20 protein-coding genes are annotated in these 15779 nt (G+C 64.0%); 4 read left to right on the forward strand and 16 right to left on the reverse strand.

The features are described 5' to 3' along the window. Positions 1 to 60 precede the first annotated feature (60 nt). From AC4D6D_RS06600 to AC4D6D_RS06610, 3 genes are all read left to right on the forward strand, one after another. Positions 61 to 597 (forward strand): XRE family transcriptional regulator, encoded by a 537-nt coding sequence (locus AC4D6D_RS06600; RefSeq protein WP_491326976.1) that lies wholly within the window; start codon positions 61 to 63, stop codon positions 595 to 597. Positions 598 to 822: 225 nt separating this feature from the next. Next, entirely contained in the window at positions 823 to 1353 is a 531-nt protein-coding gene (locus AC4D6D_RS06605) for a DUF2939 domain-containing protein (RefSeq protein WP_491326977.1), read from the forward strand. Beyond that, complete coding sequence (locus AC4D6D_RS06610) at positions 1350 to 1541, forward strand: hypothetical protein (protein ID WP_491326978.1); 192 nt, start codon at positions 1350 to 1352, stop codon at positions 1539 to 1541. The genes AC4D6D_RS06605 and AC4D6D_RS06610 overlap by 4 nt, the downstream gene beginning before the upstream one ends. A 45-nt stretch (positions 1542 to 1586) precedes the next feature. On the opposite strand, the gene AC4D6D_RS06615 is transcribed toward AC4D6D_RS06610, so the two are convergent. The 10 genes from AC4D6D_RS06615 to AC4D6D_RS06660 all read right to left on the reverse strand — a co-directional run bounded on the left by AC4D6D_RS06615 (position 1587) and on the right by AC4D6D_RS06660 (position 9496). Beyond that, positions 1587 to 2279: a hypothetical protein gene (locus tag AC4D6D_RS06615; protein ID WP_491326979.1), complete on the reverse strand. Its 693-nt coding sequence runs from the start codon at positions 2277 to 2279 to the stop codon at positions 1587 to 1589. Between the two features lie 37 nt (positions 2280 to 2316). Then, positions 2317 to 3327 (reverse strand): contractile injection system protein, VgrG/Pvc8 family, encoded by a 1011-nt coding sequence (locus AC4D6D_RS06620; protein ID WP_491326980.1) that lies wholly within the window; start codon positions 3325 to 3327, stop codon positions 2317 to 2319. Then, a complete protein-coding gene (locus AC4D6D_RS06625) occupies positions 3324 to 3737 on the reverse strand; it encodes a phage tail protein (protein ID WP_491326981.1) in 414 nt (137 codons plus the stop codon). The genes AC4D6D_RS06620 and AC4D6D_RS06625 overlap by 4 nt, the downstream gene beginning before the upstream one ends. An 11-nt stretch (positions 3738 to 3748) precedes the next feature. After that, positions 3749 to 6271, reverse strand: a complete 2523-nt coding sequence (locus tag AC4D6D_RS06630) for a phage tail tape measure protein (RefSeq protein ID WP_491326982.1) — start codon at positions 6269 to 6271, stop codon at positions 3749 to 3751. Then, positions 6272 to 6412 (reverse strand): GpE family phage tail protein, encoded by a 141-nt coding sequence (locus AC4D6D_RS06635; RefSeq protein ID WP_491326983.1) that lies wholly within the window; start codon positions 6410 to 6412, stop codon positions 6272 to 6274. A gap of 8 nt (positions 6413 to 6420) precedes the next feature. After that, positions 6421 to 6771, reverse strand: a complete 351-nt coding sequence (locus AC4D6D_RS06640) for a phage tail assembly protein (RefSeq protein WP_491326984.1) — start codon at positions 6769 to 6771, stop codon at positions 6421 to 6423. An 82-nt stretch (positions 6772 to 6853) separates the two neighbouring features. Further along, positions 6854 to 7366, reverse strand: coding sequence for a phage major tail tube protein (locus tag AC4D6D_RS06645; protein ID WP_491326985.1), 513 nt, complete (start codon positions 7364 to 7366; stop codon positions 6854 to 6856). A gap of 40 nt (positions 7367 to 7406) precedes the next feature. After that, positions 7407 to 8579, reverse strand: a complete 1173-nt coding sequence (locus AC4D6D_RS06650; protein ID WP_491326986.1) for a phage tail sheath subtilisin-like domain-containing protein — start codon at positions 8577 to 8579, stop codon at positions 7407 to 7409. A gap of 15 nt (positions 8580 to 8594) precedes the next feature. Beyond that, entirely contained in the window at positions 8595 to 8942 is a 348-nt protein-coding gene (locus tag AC4D6D_RS06655; RefSeq protein ID WP_491326987.1) for a GPW/gp25 family protein, read from the reverse strand. Further along, positions 8942 to 9496 (reverse strand): phage baseplate assembly protein V, encoded by a 555-nt coding sequence (locus tag AC4D6D_RS06660; protein WP_491326988.1) that lies wholly within the window; start codon positions 9494 to 9496, stop codon positions 8942 to 8944. The genes AC4D6D_RS06655 and AC4D6D_RS06660 overlap by 1 nt, the downstream gene beginning before the upstream one ends. A gap of 124 nt (positions 9497 to 9620) precedes the next feature. Between AC4D6D_RS06660 and AC4D6D_RS06665 the strand changes: the two genes are divergently transcribed. Further along, positions 9621 to 10439 (forward strand): toll/interleukin-1 receptor domain-containing protein, encoded by an 819-nt coding sequence (locus AC4D6D_RS06665; protein ID WP_491326989.1) that lies wholly within the window; start codon positions 9621 to 9623, stop codon positions 10437 to 10439. A gap of 75 nt (positions 10440 to 10514) precedes the next feature. Here AC4D6D_RS06665 and AC4D6D_RS06670 read toward each other — a convergent pair whose 3' ends face one another. From AC4D6D_RS06670 to AC4D6D_RS06695, 6 genes are all read right to left on the reverse strand, one after another. Further along, entirely contained in the window at positions 10515 to 11333 is an 819-nt protein-coding gene (locus tag AC4D6D_RS06670) for a DNA adenine methylase (RefSeq protein ID WP_491326990.1), read from the reverse strand. A gap of 174 nt (positions 11334 to 11507) precedes the next feature. Next, a complete protein-coding gene (locus tag AC4D6D_RS06675; protein WP_491326991.1) occupies positions 11508 to 11777 on the reverse strand; it encodes a hypothetical protein in 270 nt (89 codons plus the stop codon). Position 11778: 1 nt separating this feature from the next. Continuing rightward, entirely contained in the window at positions 11779 to 12183 is a 405-nt protein-coding gene (locus AC4D6D_RS06680) for a tail fiber assembly protein (protein WP_491326992.1), read from the reverse strand. 1 nt (position 12184) lies between these two features. After that, positions 12185 to 14119 carry a gp53-like domain-containing protein gene (locus AC4D6D_RS06685; protein ID WP_491326993.1) on the reverse strand — a complete coding sequence of 645 codons (1935 nt, stop codon included), beginning with the start codon at positions 14117 to 14119 and terminating at the stop codon, positions 12185 to 12187. A gap of 11 nt (positions 14120 to 14130) precedes the next feature. Further along, on the reverse strand, positions 14131 to 14682 hold the full coding sequence (locus tag AC4D6D_RS06690) for a phage tail protein I (RefSeq protein WP_491326994.1): 552 nt from the start codon (positions 14680 to 14682) through the stop codon (positions 14131 to 14133). After that, positions 14679 to 15686, reverse strand: a complete 1008-nt coding sequence (locus AC4D6D_RS06695) for a baseplate assembly protein (RefSeq protein WP_491326995.1) — start codon at positions 15684 to 15686, stop codon at positions 14679 to 14681. Before AC4D6D_RS06695 ends, AC4D6D_RS06690 begins: the two co-directional genes overlap by 4 nt. Positions 15687 to 15779 lie beyond the last annotated feature (93 nt).

Here is a 15779-nt window from a genome sequence, read left to right on the forward strand (position 1 = left end):
GGACGTATGTCAACAGGGAATTAGAGCATCAAGCGTCTAAAAGTTTTGTACGACAGCGGAATGCCGTCTGCAGCCATCCTTTTAAAAGCACTGCGCGAATCGTCGCGCCCGAAGCTATCGATCCGTCGCGCGGCGGATATCCTTGGGATGGGCCATTCGAGCTACGGCTTCTACGAGAACCCAAACCTCTTCAAAAAGCCGTATTTGCCGCTTGATTTGGCGAGGCGGATTGCGACGGCTTTCGCCGAATACGGCATCGACCCCGCTGAAGTTATGAAGCTGGCTGGTCTCAATGAAGTTGAGGCTGAGCCAGAGGCTCGGGCGGTCGAGGCCGCGCGGCCGAGCGTGCAATACATTACCATGCAGGTTGCACTGCCTAGTGAAGCAGCGCTCCGTGAGATGTTCGCCAAGCTGCTCGTTCTTGTTCCTGAAGGGGCGTCCAGGGACGAGACTGCTGAAATTCTCGCTCGATGGCTTCCATCTGGCTTTGCAGGGATCGGACCCTATCTGCCCGATCCGGGTGCGGCCTCGTCGCTTGCAAGCGACGTTCCTCCTCGATCTGCCGCCACAGACGATCACGAATCGCCACGACCGTAGCGCAGCCTACGCTGCACATCGGGCAGCCAAAATCGCAGCCCGGCGTCAGTCGCAGCACGTCCCCACTCACTCTGTTGCACCTCTGCGTGTTCCTGATTCGTTCTACTACTGGCGATGACAAATCGTGTAGGAAAGAGGCAATCGCCTCGGGCCGAAAAATTTCGTGTAGACAGGCAGATAGGTGGCGGCTTAGCCCCGTTCAGGATTTCTGAACGGGGGGCTCAGATGAAAAGGTTTGTTCTCGCGGGCGTTGCCGCGATCGTTCTCGCTGGTGGCGGTTGGTACTGGCTGTCACCGGGGCTGGCCATGAAGGGCCTGAAAGATGCCGCCTTGGCTGGCGATAAGGAAGAGCTCCGCGATCGCGTCGATTTCCCGGCGATCCGTGAATCGATGAAAAGTCAGATGCGGGCGATGATGGTCGCCGAGATGGCCAAGGAAAAAGACAATCCCTTCGCGGCCATGGGCATGGCGTTCGCAGGCGCGATCATCGACCCGATGATCGACGGCATGATTTCACCGGACGGCATCAAGGTGATGGTCGAAAGCGGGAAGATGAAAAATCCCGACAAGTCTGCTGCGGAACAGACCAAAGGCGAAGAAACCGACTGGGCGATTGAACGCCGTGGCTTCGACCGTTTCACCGCACATCCGAAGGCGAAGGAAGGCGAGAAGGTGCCGACGCTTGTCTTCCAGCGCGATGGGCTGGGATGGGATCTCGTCGATATTGAAGTCCCGCAGTCGAATGCAACTTCATGAGCGGCATCAGCCCTGAACGTTGGGCCGAAATGGCAGCCGAACTCAGGGAGTCGACCTTACGCCAGCGTGAGGATCTTGAAGCCAGGGTGGCTGAGGCTGAAAGTGCGGGCAGGAAGTCCGAGGCGACCAAACTGAAAAAGCTGCTGCGAAAAGTACAAAAGCTGATCAATGACTATGGATGGAGCTAAAAATGGCAGATAGTGATCGCGAGTATTCATACCGACCAAGGCCTTCTACAGGCGGAGGAGACGGCGCAAATTCGCAGCCTTCGCCCGCACCCGCACCTTCCACGCCGCCTCCTTCGCAGCGGGGGAAGTAAGTCGGATCGCAATCCGGCTTATTCGTTCCTTGGGGATGTAGGTCACCAGATTGCCCCATTGAGGGTCGAACACTCCGGTGACCTCGTCCGCGGGCTTTCCCGGCCCCTCAGACCGGTCGACATACATCAGAACGTCGCCTGTCGTGCCAAACGTGTATGGACCATGTGGCATATCGCGAACGCGCTCGGCGTTAGAGCAATAGTAAGTCCAGCCATCGTTCGTTTCGACCGTCAATTGGGTGGGGCCATTCTTGCTGTCTTCATGCAAGCAGTCCCAAGCGGCTAACGTATCGTCAGCCCACGAGTAATTGAATTTACGAGCAACAGACCTCACGAACCCACGGACCACGATGCGCCAGAGAAGCCCAGCAAAAATGCTGGAGCAGAATGCTAATACACCCTGCCATCGCGACGATATTTCCAGCGGCGTGTTGATTACGAAAAGAGCCACCAAGCCAAACGCTAGTGACAGAAACACAGTATCGGTCGCTTTATGCGCGTATCGAATGCCCATGTACGCTATCAGATATGCACAGAAGCCGCTTGCAAGCGTGACCTGAAGAGTTGCGGGCAACTCCACAATCTTTTTGATGATTTCTGGGTCCATCAGCGTCTTTCCTATAACCATTTGATCCTTAGCGACTTTATGGTGAGGTCTCCATACGGATTTCGGTTTGATAGCCGCCACGATTGTCCAAGCGGTGGGTGACCTCTGAAATCAGCCACGTCGTCGCGTCGATCTCATCCTTAAAGCCTGATGCACTGACGCGGGCTTCGGGCATGGCATCCGGCCTGCCCAGTGCGAGCCGGATATCGAATGTCGCCGGGGCGCGCTTCAGGCGGTCGCGCTCGGCGACGGCGGCGCGTTTGGCGGACGCTTCGTCCGGATAGACCTTTCGGATCTTCTTCGCGCCGTCCTCCTTGCCTACGGTGAAGGATTTGCGCTTCGCGGCCTTCTTGTCGTGCCAGCTGGCAGTAACGCCCTGCTGGCCGTCGCGCTTCTGGCGCTGCCAGTTGTGGCCATCGCCGCTGGCCTTCGTGATCGAGAGGGTGGGCAGGGCCTTGCCGGTGCTGGTCTGCCCGGCGCCCTTCGGCGCGAAGATCAGGTTCTTGTCCTTGATCGTGGCGACCGCGTCGTGTTCGCGGCCGAGGCGGCGCAGGAAGGCGATATCGCTTTCCCGGCTCTGGCTGATCGAGGGCAGCGCGATCGAGGCGAGCGACGCGGTGATGCGCGCGGCCAGCCCGTTCCGCCCGGCGATATCCCGCAGTACGGCACCGAGCGTCGTCTTCTTCCACGATTGCGACCGGCGGTTGCGGATCGCGCTGGTGAAATCCGCCGCGCGCGCCTTGATCGTGATCTGGTCCGGGGGACCGCTGTGCTGGACGTCGTCCACCTTGAAGCTGCCCTTGTCGATCAGGCCCACGGTGACGTCGCGGCCCTGCTTCCAGCCCAGCTGCAGCTTGAGCACGGCACCTTCCTTGGGGATCGCGAGCATGCCGTCCGTATCGCTCAACACTATGTCCAGCTGATCTGCTTCGTCGCCGCGTTTCTCCGACAGGGTGAGTGAGACCAGACGGGGATTGATGCGGTCGGACAGGTCCTTGCCGTCGAGCGTCACGCGCCAGTCGGCCATATTGTTGATGGCGTCGGTCATGCCGCAGCTTCCGTGGCGTTGGTTGGCGCGGGGTCATCAACGCGCAGGAGGTCGATACCGAAGTCGATCCGGCGGGGGGTGCCGTCCGCCATCATCACGGCATGGCGCTCGTCGATCGCGGTGAGGACGTAATTGCCGAATACCCTGCCGTTGCCGCTGACCAGCGGCAGCGCTTCGCCCGCGTCCGCCATTTCGCGCAGTTCGTCGAGGGAGACGCGGCCGTCCGCGATCTCGGTATAGACCGCGCCGGAAAGGCTGATCGTCTCATCGCCGGGGCCGACGAACTGCGTCGCGTCGCGCGCGCCGACGCGGCCCGAGCGGGCGTGGCGCCAGTCGGTCTTGCGCTGCAATTCGTCGGGGCCGAGCGTGCCGATCTCGAACAGGAACATGCCAAGGGCAAGCAGATGCATGGTGGGATTCCTCAGTCGTCGCCGAAGCCGCGACCGCGCCGCTCGCGCTCGATCTGCTCGATCGCCTTGCGGACCTCGTCGGCAATGTCCTGGCCTTGGGCGCCGCCGGTGACTTCGATCTTGATGCTGTAGGAGATGGAGACCGGCGCCGATGCCGCGCCAGCTGCGCCGGTCTGCGCCGCTGCCGGTGTGACGGCCAAGGCGGTTCCGGCGGCACCCGCCGCAAGCGCGCCCGCCATCTGCCCGGACATGGCATTGAGGCGCGGCACCAGCCCATCGGCCGAGAAGGCGCTGGCCATCCAGCTCCCGAGCTGCCCGACGCGTTGCAGCGGCCCCGCCGTGTTGTCGGCAAGGCCTTCGTCCAGGCCAGCCATGACGAAGCCGCCGAGGCTGGCGAAGACGCGCGAGGGCGAATGGATGCCGAGCACCTCTTTGAACCAGCTGACCGCCGAGTTGGCTGCGCCGACGATCGTCGATTTCAGCGCCGACAGGCGGCCGGTGATGCCGTTGATCAGCCCCTGCATCAGGTCGCTGCCCGCCTGTGACAGGCGCGACGGCATGGAGACGCCCAGCCAGTTCATCAGCGCGGCGAAGCCAGCATAGAGCAGGCCCATGGGCGAGAAGTTGACGAGCATGGCGGCAATTCCCGCGATGCCGCCGTTGAAGTAGCCTTGGATCTCGGTCCAGATGCCGCTGAACCACGTCGTGATCGCGCCCCAGTTCTCGTAGATCAGATAGCCCGCTGCCGCGAGCAGACCGATGCCCAGCACGATACCGGCGACGATGCCGATCAGCGGCAGCATGCCGATGCCAAGCGCCGTGGCGGCGGCCGACAGCACGGCGAACGGGGCGACAAGACCGGCAAGGATGATGGCGCCGCCGCCCATGATGAGGAACAGTCCGGCGAAAAGCGCAGTGGCGAAGGCAAGGGCGCGGGTCAGTTGGGGGTGCCGTTTCGCGAAGTCCGCGATGCGGCCCGCCCATGACGACATGTAGTCCGATGCCGAGGCGATCATGGGCAGCAGCTGATCGCCCACGGTGGTCGAGAGATCCTTCGCCTGAATTCGCAGCCGCTTCACCTTCTCCGCGCTGTCGAGCATGCGGTCGGCGAAGTCGGTGTTGACGGTGCCGTCGGCGCCGAGCGCTTCGGCGCGGATGCTCTGGTACTCCTGAAACGCCGACATGAGCGGGCGCAGGGCCTGCTGCACCTGCATGTCGCCGAACAGGCTGGATAGCTTCGCCTGGTCGCCGCCGGTGGCCTGCTGGGTCAGGCGGACGATCTCCTCGATCGGGCTGCGACCTTCCTTGGCGGCCTTCTTCATCGCGGCGGGAATGTCGATGCCGAACTTCTTGAAGTTCTTGATCGTGTCCCCGGCGTTGATTTTGGAGAGCAGGTTCTGAAGGTTGGTCGCAGCTCCAGCGGAATCGCCCGCGCCCTTGCGGGTGATCTGAAGCGCGGCGGCGAGATCCGCGACGGCCGGGATGCCCTTGGAACCGAGGCTCTGCATGCTGGCGGTCAGTTCGGGGAAGTACTGCGCCATGTCCTTGACTTCGAAGGCGCCGCTCTTGCCCGCCTGGGCCATCACATCGAGCGCCTTGCCGGTCTGGGCGATCGGCACCTTCAGGTTGTCGTAGGAGGCGAAGGTCGCGCGGCCGAGGTCGTCGATTTCCGCCTTGTAGGCGGTCGCCGCGCGCCCGATCGGCGTCATCATGGCCACGGCCTGCTGCGCGCCGAGACCGAAGCCGGTGAGCGTGTCCACGCCCTTCTGCAGATCGGAAGGCAGCTGGTTGACCGCCAGCGCGGCTTTGCGCAAGTCAAGGCCCATCAGGCGCCCGGCCTCGCGGCTCTGGTTCACCTTCTGGTTGATGTCGGTCATCACCGACTCGAATTCCATGGCGTCCTGCGCGGCACCTTCCAGCGGCCGGGCGACGACCAGGCCGGTGCCGATCGCGGCGGCGCCCCCAGCAGCGAGACCGGCGGCCGAACCCTGCACCTGCGAGAAGCGCGATCGGGCAGCGGAGAAACGGCGCTCCCGGTCGGAGACTTCCTGAAGGCGCCGATCCTGATTGTGCAGGCTGTTGTTCGTCCGCTCTATCTCGCTGCGCAGGCGGCGTTCCTCGCCCACGAGGTTGCGGGTCGAGACACCGGCCGCCGCGAGACGGCTGCGGACCTCGGTCAGGCGGGTTTCGTGCTGACGATGCTGCGCGGTCAGGCGCTCGGCGTCGCGGCGGGCGCGATCGAACTCGATACGCATGTCGCGGGTGGGCTTGGCCGTTGCGGCCATGGCGCGGCCGAGTTCGGTCGCACGGGCGCGCGCCAGCTCCATCGCGCGCTCGCTCTCGCGCATGCCCTGTTTCAGCTGGCGGAACTCGCCGACATCGGCCTGCGCGCGTTGCAGGCCTTTCAGCTGGTCGCGGGTGGCCTTCAGGGTCTGCGCAAGCCGGGTGGAACCCGAGGCAGCGTCCCGCATCGGCCGGGTGAGCCGGTCGGCGCCCTCCATGAGCACCCGGATGCGCAGATTCCTGTCAGACACTTATCGTTTCCCGCGTTTCGGTGAGGTGTCGGTGGTTCCGGCGCGTTTTTCGGCTTTCGCGCGCCAGACCATCAGTTCGGCAAGGGACCATCCGTCCATCTCGGACGGCGGCCAGCTGAAGACGCTAGCGATATCCGCCATGGCGTCGGTTACGTCCGCTGGGAGAGATCCTGCTTCGCGCCCTTCGGCAGCAAAAAATCCATGATCTCGCTGCCGAGCTGGGTGAGGTCGGCGGGATCGAGGTTTGCGATATCCTGCTTCGACAACATCGGATCGGTGATGCGCGGCAGGAGCGTTTCGAGCGCGCCGTATTCGAGATTGAGGAGCGCCGACAGCGAAAGATTGCGCAGCGAGCCGGACTTGGGCTTGCGGACGAGCACAGTCTCGATCGTGGTTTCGCCGCGCGTGAACGGCGCGTCGAGCGTGACGGTGCGAACCTCCGGGGCGGCAGCGGTGGCAATGGCGGTCGATGCGGCCAGATTGGCCTTGGCACGGGTCATGAATTGTCTCCGGGGGAATGGAAGGCTCAGCCTTCGTGCTTTCGAGTAGAAATGCGGCCCGGCGCGCGGCCGGGCCGGGGGATCAGAACATGCCGAGGGCGTTGCGGCGCGCGGCGAGCAGGTCGATGCCGTTGACGACTTCGACCATGTTGAGCGGGTCGATCTCGATCTCGGTGCGGCCATTCCAGACCAGCTTGTAATAGGCGACGGCCATGGTGGCCTTGAAGTCGCCGACCTCGCCGGTCTCCTGATCGCCGAACTCGATCTCCGAGAACCGGCCGCGCAGGATCACTTCCACCGTGTCGATTTCGGCGGTGTCGTCGCGCTGGTAGTTTCCGGCGAAGCGCATGTAGACGCCGTCCACGGTGGGCGTGCCCCACTGGCGGATGATGTCGCGCATCGGCCCGACGAAGGTCATGGAAGCCTCCATGGCCTCCTGCCCCATGTCGAGCGAGACGGCGCCGCTCATTCCGGCGCCGCGATACTCCTCCATCTTGCGGGTGAGGTTGGGCAGGCCGACCGTCTTGGCATCACCCTGGTAGTCATTGCCTTCGTTGAACAGCATCTGGTCCTTGAGGACGCGGGGGAATCCCATGGCTGGCTCCTATGTTCGAAATGGGGAAAGGGCGGCCGGATCAGGCCGCTTCGGCCAGCTGGTTCGCGAAGTCCGCAAAGTAGCTGTCGGTGATGCGCTGGTTGAAGCCGAGGTCTTCGAGCGGCGGCGGCACGGTGTAGTCGTAGTCGATGCGCAGCTTGCCCGCCTGGAGGCTGGCAGTGCTGTTGTTCGCCTCGTCGTATTTGGCGTTGAAGCCCAGCACGATGCCCTGCGACTTCAGCTGGCGGCCGAAGCCGTTGACGGTCTCGACGATGTCCTTCGCCAGCGCCGGGTTCAGCGGTTTGTCGATCGCCCAGAGCATGCCCGCGACCACGGTATCGGCGAGCAGTTGGGCGACGCGGACGGTGCTCTCGAACGCGAACAGCGGATCGTCCGAGCAGGTGCGGTTGCCCCAGAAGCGGAAGCCGTCATCGGTGCGGACAAGCGCGGTCACTTCGGACGCGTTGAGGAGGTTTGCCTCGCTGGTGTCATCCTCGATATCCCAGCGGATGGGCTGGCTGATGCCGACGACGCCGCTGACGGCGACGTTCGAGAGCGTCTTGTGCGGGCCGTTTTGGGTGTCGATCAGCGCGCGCAGGCCCATGGCATAGGCGGCGGCATAGCCGGTGACGTTGGCGCTGGTCGCGGTGTCGAACAGCAGGAAGTCCGGCATCAGCAGCATAAGTTCGCGCGCGGAGAAGTTGGCGCGGTAGAGCAGAGCGGCGGCAACGGTGTCGCCGATCGCACGGGCATAGGCGAAGCCGCGCAGCTTCTTGGCGACAGTAACAAGCGCGGTGGTGACGGCCTGCGTTTCGAGACCGGGGGTGCCGAGGATCTTCGGCTTCACGCCCAGCTGCGACTTGGCGTCGAGCAGGGCCTGCATGCCGGTTTTCTTGCCATCCGCCGTGGTGGTGCCGATGACGTTGCTGGTAGTCTCGGCGGCGTCGGCGCCTTCCTCGACGCGCACGACGACTACGACGGCGCGGGTCTGGTCGGCAATGGCGCGCAAGGACTTGGCCAGCGTGCCGTCCGTGCCTGCCTTGCCGATCGCGGTCTCGATGTCGGTGACCAGAGCCGGGGTGTCGAGCGGAAACGTGGTGGCATCGGCGTCGGCGCTGGTGGCGACCAGGCCGATGATGGAGGTGGAGACAGCGGTGAGCGTTCGGGCGCCGTCGCTGATCTCGGTGAGGGTAATGCCGTGTTTGAAGGCCATGAACAGGATCCTTAGTTAGAGAGAGACGGGCACGAGAAGACGGGAGCGGGCGTTCGACGCGGTGCCGGTGCGCCGGGTGTCGAGGACGACGACGGCGGAGCCGCGCGTGGCACCGGCCATGAGGCCGACCTGATCCAGGCGGATGCGGTCTTCCCAGCGGGTGAGTGCAATGACGGTGGCCGCGTAGATCCGCAGGATGTTGGCGCGGGTCATGGGCTGGTCGATCAGGTCCGGCACCAGCGAGCCGAACTCGCGGCGGCCTACGCAAGAGCCGATGCGGGTGCGCAAGATGATTCCGGCGGACTGGCGGATGTCGTCGACGCCTTCGATCAGTTCGCCGGTGGTTTCGTCCATGGCGGCCATCAGACAGGCGCTCCACTCTGCGCAGATCCTGGGGCGACGCCGGTGTGCTTGTGGCCCTTGAGGCTGATGCCGCCACCGATGACGTCTTCCGATGCCTCGGCCTTGCCCTCGATCGAGACGTTACCCTTGATCGCGACGTCGCCCTCGATCGTGACGCCGCCCGGCGCGGTAAGCGCGGCGGTGCCGCCTGCGGGCAGGTTGACGGTGAGCGCGTGGGTCGCGTGGTTGTAGGAGAGGACGGCGCCGTCAGGGAATTCGAGCTGGAAGAGGTCGGGGTCCGACGTGCTCGGCGAATTGGCGTCCGAGTAGATGCCGGGCAGCACGAGGCCGCTATCGACGTCGCCTTCCGGGCAAAGGACGGCGCACTGTTCGCCTGCCGAGGGCGGGCACCAGAGCTTCACGCGCCCGGCGAGCAGGGCGACCCATGGCAGATCGCCGGTTTCGAGGTCGCCCAGCTGGACGGTGCAGGTACGCGCGGCATGGTCGATGGACGCGACAGTGCCCACCTGAATGACCTCGCCGGTCAGCTGCTCATGGTCGTTGGATTGCGCCATGGTGCGACCATGGCGCGAGAAGGATCAGGTTTCGCCGGGCTTCATTTGGTGGGCCGTCTAGCCAAATGAAAAGCGATGCTTCACAGGTATTCTCTGAATTCTAGGCAGCAGAGGAAAATCCCCAGTGGCGAAGTTGTGGTTGACCTACGCGTGGAAAGACAATGAAGAAAATGACGTCGACCATGTCATATCTGAGCTTCGCGCAGCGGGGATCGAAGTAGGATACGATCGCGCGCACCTTCTCGCGGGACGGAGATTGTGGGAGCAAATCTCAGCCGCTATCAGCGCCCCAGAGGTTGAAGCTTGGGCGCTGTACGTGTCAGAAAACAGCCTGAAGAGCGAGCCCTGCCAAGAAGAGCTCGCGTACGCGCTGGATCGCGCCCTGCGGACCCGAGGGACTCAATTTCCTCTCATAGGTTTGTTTGCAGGCGACTTCGATGGCTCGTTGATCCCGTCTGCCTTGGCAACGCGTCTGTGCGTCAATTTGCATAGCAACGAATGGGTGCAGCAAGTTCAAGAGGGTCTCGATGGCGCAAAAAAGGTGTCTCATGTGGAGCCGCTCAAATTTGGTCATCAACTTCACAGTCTCGATGGCTATCACGTTCTTGAGGTTTGGCCTCGGACCGGGACTTGGGCGCCCACCCAAGCTGTGGTGAGCGAGGATGAACGCGATCTGTTGGAGGCGTTCTATCCTGCACCACGCGGTTTGACCAATCCCGGAATAATCGCAATGACCTGCGGGGAAAGCGCGCAGGGTGGGTTCTTTGGTAGGGTTTTCAACAATCCGGTCAACAGCGCTACCACAGCTCACATCAGGCTCAAGAGTTTGCCTCGCTGGATCGAATTCGGAGTCGCAGGGAAAATGCATCGGATCGATTTCGAAGTGCGGCCAGCCTTCAACGTGACGAGTCTCACTTCATCAAACCTTGGCTTTAAGGCTTAGTGGCGTATCCAGTGCTTTCACAGCCCGTAGTAATAGGCCCCGCGTCTGCCGTGCGCGCAGATGCGGGGCCATGCCTCAATCGTCGTTATCTGCCAGCCTGAAGTTGCTGATCACCACTTCGCGCGCCGGCCGCGCCGTGCAGCCCACAGTGTAAGTGGTCTCGATTGGTGCGACGATGAAGCGGCCGAAGGTCTCGCGTACGCCCTCATTGTCGTTGAGCGACATCAGGAATTTCCCCTTAATCCCCGCCAGCTGGTCGGCCAGCGCGGCGAAGTCCTCGCGGGTGAACACATCGGGGCCGTAGTCTTTCTCGCAGGCCCAATAGGGCGGATCGAGGTAGAACAAGGCGCCCTCGCGATCATAGCGGCGGATGAAGTCGCTGTAGGGCAGTCGTTCGATCACGACGGACTGCAGGCGGTCATGGATGTCGGCGAGCATCGGCTCGATCTTGCTGACGTCGAAGCGGGCCGGGGCCGAGGCGCTAACGCCGAAGGTCCGGCCGGACACCTTGCCACCGAATGCCAGGCGCTGGAGATAGAGGAAGCGGACGGCGCGCTGTAGGTCGGTCAGCCGCTCGGGATCCTGCCCGAGCAGCCGCTCGAATTCGGCCCTGCTGGTGACGCGGAAGCGCAGCATATCGACGAGGTAGGGATAATGTTCGGCCAGGCACCGGAACAGGCCGACGACATCACCGGAAATATCATTGATCGCCTCGGCCTTCGGGCGCCGCGTGCGGCGCAGGAAGATGCCACCCATGCCCACGAAAGGCTCGGCGTAGCTGGAGTGCGGCGTGCGGTCGATGATGGCGCAGATGCGCTTGGAAAGGTTCCGTTTTCCGCCGATGTAACCGGCCGGGGGAGAAACGGGGTCAACGAGAACAAAAGGGGTAGACATGTGATTGATCCTGCACGATTGCCCTTCCGCGCCTGAGACGCGGAAGGGTGCTCGAAGGGGCAGGCGTGCTGCCCGGAGAGTGCGAGTGCAGGCTCGCTGGTTTCGAGATGCGGGAACATCCGAGACCCCCTTCCGTAAAGGGGGAATTGGGCGGCGTGAAGTGCCGCCGATCACTTACTCATCAGTAGCGGAATCCGCGGCGTCTTCGATCGGCGCCTCCGGCTCGGGAGCGGGCACGGTGATGATGCCGAGCGCAATCTTGTGTGCCACGCCGAGCGCGACCTCCTCGACGCGGGCTTTCGTGCCCGCCTTGTCGAAAGAGCCGTCGGCCTTGAAGACCGCGTTAACGTCGCGCTTGTGCACGATGTCGCCGCTGGTGAAGGTGACCGGGACGCTGCGCTTGTCCTTGTCGTAGGTGCCGATTTTCGTGGTCAGTTCGGGCATTTCAAAGCCTTTCGGTTGGAGCGACCGGCCACGCGATCGTGGCGAGGTCGGCGGTGGTTTCGGGAAGATCGCGAAGCGCCTGGCGGTAGACGCGCCAAGCGGCGCGCTGGGCATCGGTCAGCGGGGCATCAGCGAATTGCGACCAGTCGGATGCGGCGAGTAGCGAATTGCGCTGCGCGCGCAGCACTTCGAGCAACTGCTCCTCCGTCAGCGGCGCGCGCGCCACCGCAACCGGGGCGCCGTCCTCGCCACGAACAATTTGAAGGCCTTCAGCCTGCGCGGCGAACAGCGCCGCGTGCTCCTCCTCGGTGAGCAGGACCGCGCCATCTTCGGGAACGCTCGTGCCGTCCATGGGCGAGAACGCAAATCGGGCATCCGCCTCGATCCAGAGCGCTGAATGCTGCATGTCAGTTACCCCAAGCCAGATAGTTGAATGCGTTGCCCGACTGGGGGCCAGACGACATGTTGGAGGCGACCGCGCTAAAGCCGGTCTGGCTCTGCCCACCGGTCTGAATGGCTGTCAGGGCGTTGGTTACTGGAGAGGCCACAACGCCAAAACACGCGGTGCGGAATTGCTGCGGGAAGGTGACGTTCAGGGTCGTGAAGTTGCCTGCGCCGATCGTCCCGGTGACCGATACCGTGGCCTGCTGGATCACAAGCCCGCCGGGAAGCCGGAAACTGCCGGTTGCCGCGAGCGTGTTGGTGAACGTGTTCGCAGACAGGGGAAACCAGCTGTTGCCGGTTGCCGAGCACATGATTGCGAAGTCGCCCTGATTGAGCGTGATCGTGGTCTGGGCGATACCTGCGGCGCCGCCGTGAACGTAAATGACATCTGTGCCAGCACGCTGGACCGTGACCGGCGCCATGCCAGTATTCACCAGGTAGATGACGCCGCCACTGCCTCCAGGCCCCATCGTTGCGGAAGCGGGCAGTGTGACCGTGAAGGATGCCGTGCCGATCAAATTGACGATCCTGCCAGCATGCGCGGTCGTCAGTGTGGTTGCACTGGAAAACTGCGCGAAGCCCGAGCATGACCCAAGGGCGCGTTGCACGAATTCGGTCGTCGCGAGGCTGGTGTCGTTGTCGAACAGTGCCGGAGTGGGCGCCGCAGGATTTCCGGTGAACACTGGCGAGGCGAGCGGGGCGAAGAAGCTGGCATGCTGACCGTCCAGCAGATCGGCATCAAGCCCGCAGCCGGACCCATCGACCGTCAGCAGCTTCGCGAGCACGTCGGCAGCTGTGTAGGCCGAGGCCGCGAGCGGATTGAAGCCGAGCCGCGCCGGGATGTCGGTGAAGTAGCTGCCATGATTACCGTCGAGCAGATCGGCGTCGATGGCGGATCCCGATCCATCAACGGTCAGCAGCTTTGCAAGCAAGGCAGCGGCAGTGACAAGGCTGTCCACATACTGTTTCGGGGTGGCCTGAAGCGCGGTCGCAGGGTTCGCGGCGAGGGTCAGGGGGCCGCTCATGGTACCGCCCGCCTTGTCCAGCGGCGTGTACCCCAAGCGCGAGGGGATATCGGTGTAGTAGGAAGGCAGCTGACCGGCGAACAGGCCAGCATCCAGACCGGACCCGGCGCCGTCGTTGTTCGGACCCCACGGCACGTAACCGAGGCGCGCGGGCACATCGGAATAGTAGGCGCCGTGCTGGCCGTCGAGCAGATCGGCGTCCAGACCATTGCCCGCGCCTTCATCCTTGAGCGCGGCGCTCTTGATCTCCAGCGAGATCCGCATGGCAGCGACGGATGCTGCCGTAAGCAGCGTCTTCACGAATGCGGACGGTGCGCCTTCGCCGAAGCGGGCGTCGATCCACTTGGTGACGGCGGATTTCAGCGTCTTGGGCGTCACCGCTCGCTGGGTATCGACCCCGGTGGCAGTTTCCTCTTCGGTCGCGATCTCGATCACGCCCTGAGTCTCGGTGGTCGCGGGCGGATTGAGGAAGTTCGTGTCGCCGAACGTCAGCTGGGCCGCGTCGATGTCCGCGAACTGGACGTCGATCGCGAGCAGCATCATCGCCTGCGCCGACTTTTCGAGGATCGGGTTAGCCTGGCCGTAGATGGCGAACAGGGTGCCGTCCGCGAGATAGAGGGCGAAGCTGCGCACGGTGAAGACGTCCGTGCTTTCGTCGCGGACAATCAGGTGGATCATGTCGGCGGCGACGACGTCGCCAGCGATCGTGGCGATGCGCCTGCTTTCGCCGGGCAGCGTGAGCGCCTCGGGCGATGGCACGACGGCAGTTGCCGAAACGCCGACCTGCGTGATGGTCACGGCGGCGGTGCCCGTCTTCCTGGCGTTGAGCAGCGCGACGCGGCCTGCGGTGGTGACGGTGATCGTAAGGGCCATGGGTGCTCCGGTCAGGCCGCAGGCGCTGTGCAGGACAGGCGGGCGAAGAGAGTGGGGCGAACAGCCGCGACCAGGCCGACTTCGGCGGCGGCGGTGATGCCCTGAGTGAAAGTGAAGTGGCTGCGCACCGGCTTGGCGCGGCTGACCTCTGCAATGACCTGATCGACGAAGGCAGCAGTGGCGGGCGCGCCCTTCTGTTCGAGATTCAGGATCAGCTGGAACGTGTGGGGGATGCCCTTAGGCTCCATCTGCCACCATTCGCGCAGGGCGACCGAGCCGCCGAAGCTCTGCACGACGGCGCGGACGGAACCGGCGGTGCCCTTGCGGCGCGCGATCGGGATTGCCTGGCGCACGCGCTCGCGGCGGATCGCCTCGGGCCAGTCCGAGGACCAGTTGTCGAGCGAACGCTCCCACGCCAGCCACGGCAGGAATTGCAGCGGGCTGTCCGTGGCCGACTTCACCGCACGGACGAGGTTCGGGAGGTCGAGCATCTCCGAGCCGACCCGTTCAAGGGCCTTCTGCAACGCTGTGGAGCCGGGCGGCAGGAGCGACGCGAAGGTCATTCGTCGATGCCCGCATAGGTGACGTCGATCTTGGTGCAGAACGGCGCCTGCGTGCGCGAGATGATGATGTCGGCAGGGGGGTGGGTCAGCTGGACATTCTGGACGCCCTCGACGTGCAGGGCGGCGTGGAGACCGGATAGGGTGATGTCGCGGCCGAGGCGGTGGCTCTCGTCGGTGTAGGCTTTGGCGCTGGCCAGCGCGGCATCCATGACGACGCCGCCGTCGGGGCCAGAGAACGTCTTGATGGTGCCCTCGACGGTGTAGGGCACGATCTCGGCAGACTGGGTGATGACATGGTCGGTCAGCGGGCGGATGTCTTCGCCGGACAAGTAATCGCCGACATCGGCCACGAGATCCGCGCTGGCGGCACCGTCATCGACGCGGGACAGGAGTGATACGATGACTTCGCCCGGCCACACCGCACCGTCGAGCGCGGCGGTCATCGCCGTCACCAGCGCGGTGGGGGCAGCGCTGGATTGCAGGACGCCCAGCACGAGCGCGCGGATGTCGTCCGGCTCGGGGCTGGTGGCGCTGGCGTCGAGCACGTTGGGATGCGCCGACAGCGCGTGGTAGATGTAGGCGCCCTCGGGACCGGCGACCGAGTAGCCCTCGGGTGCCAGGACAATGCGGCGCCGGAATTCGGTGTCGCTCTCCATTACCGCCGGAATACCGAGCACGTCGTCGGCGGGCGTGATGGTCCGGCGGACAACACCGAAACCGGCGGCGAGATTGTCGAGGTCGTTGTTTACGGCATAGGCGACCATGACCGCGCGCACGGCCTCGTTGAGGCGCTGCAACAGCAGCTGGACCTCGTAGGCGAAGACCTGAAGCACCCGCGTGGAGGGATTGCTTTCGCGGCCGTCGAAATCGACGCCTTCTTCCGCCATCAGCGCTTTCATGCGCGCCAGCGCCCGCGCGAAGAGGGTCTCGAAATCGAGTTCCTCGACAGCGTCAGGCAGCGGAATGCGCGACAGGTCTACGGCGGTGAAGGTTGCATCGGCCATACCGCCCATCTCGCGGCAGGTATGGGGGCAGCGCTACCGGGCTGCATTTGGCTGGGCGGCTGACCAAATGATCGTTGTAAACGCACGCAGGCT

This window comes from Novosphingobium sp. BF6, assembly GCF_058273105.1.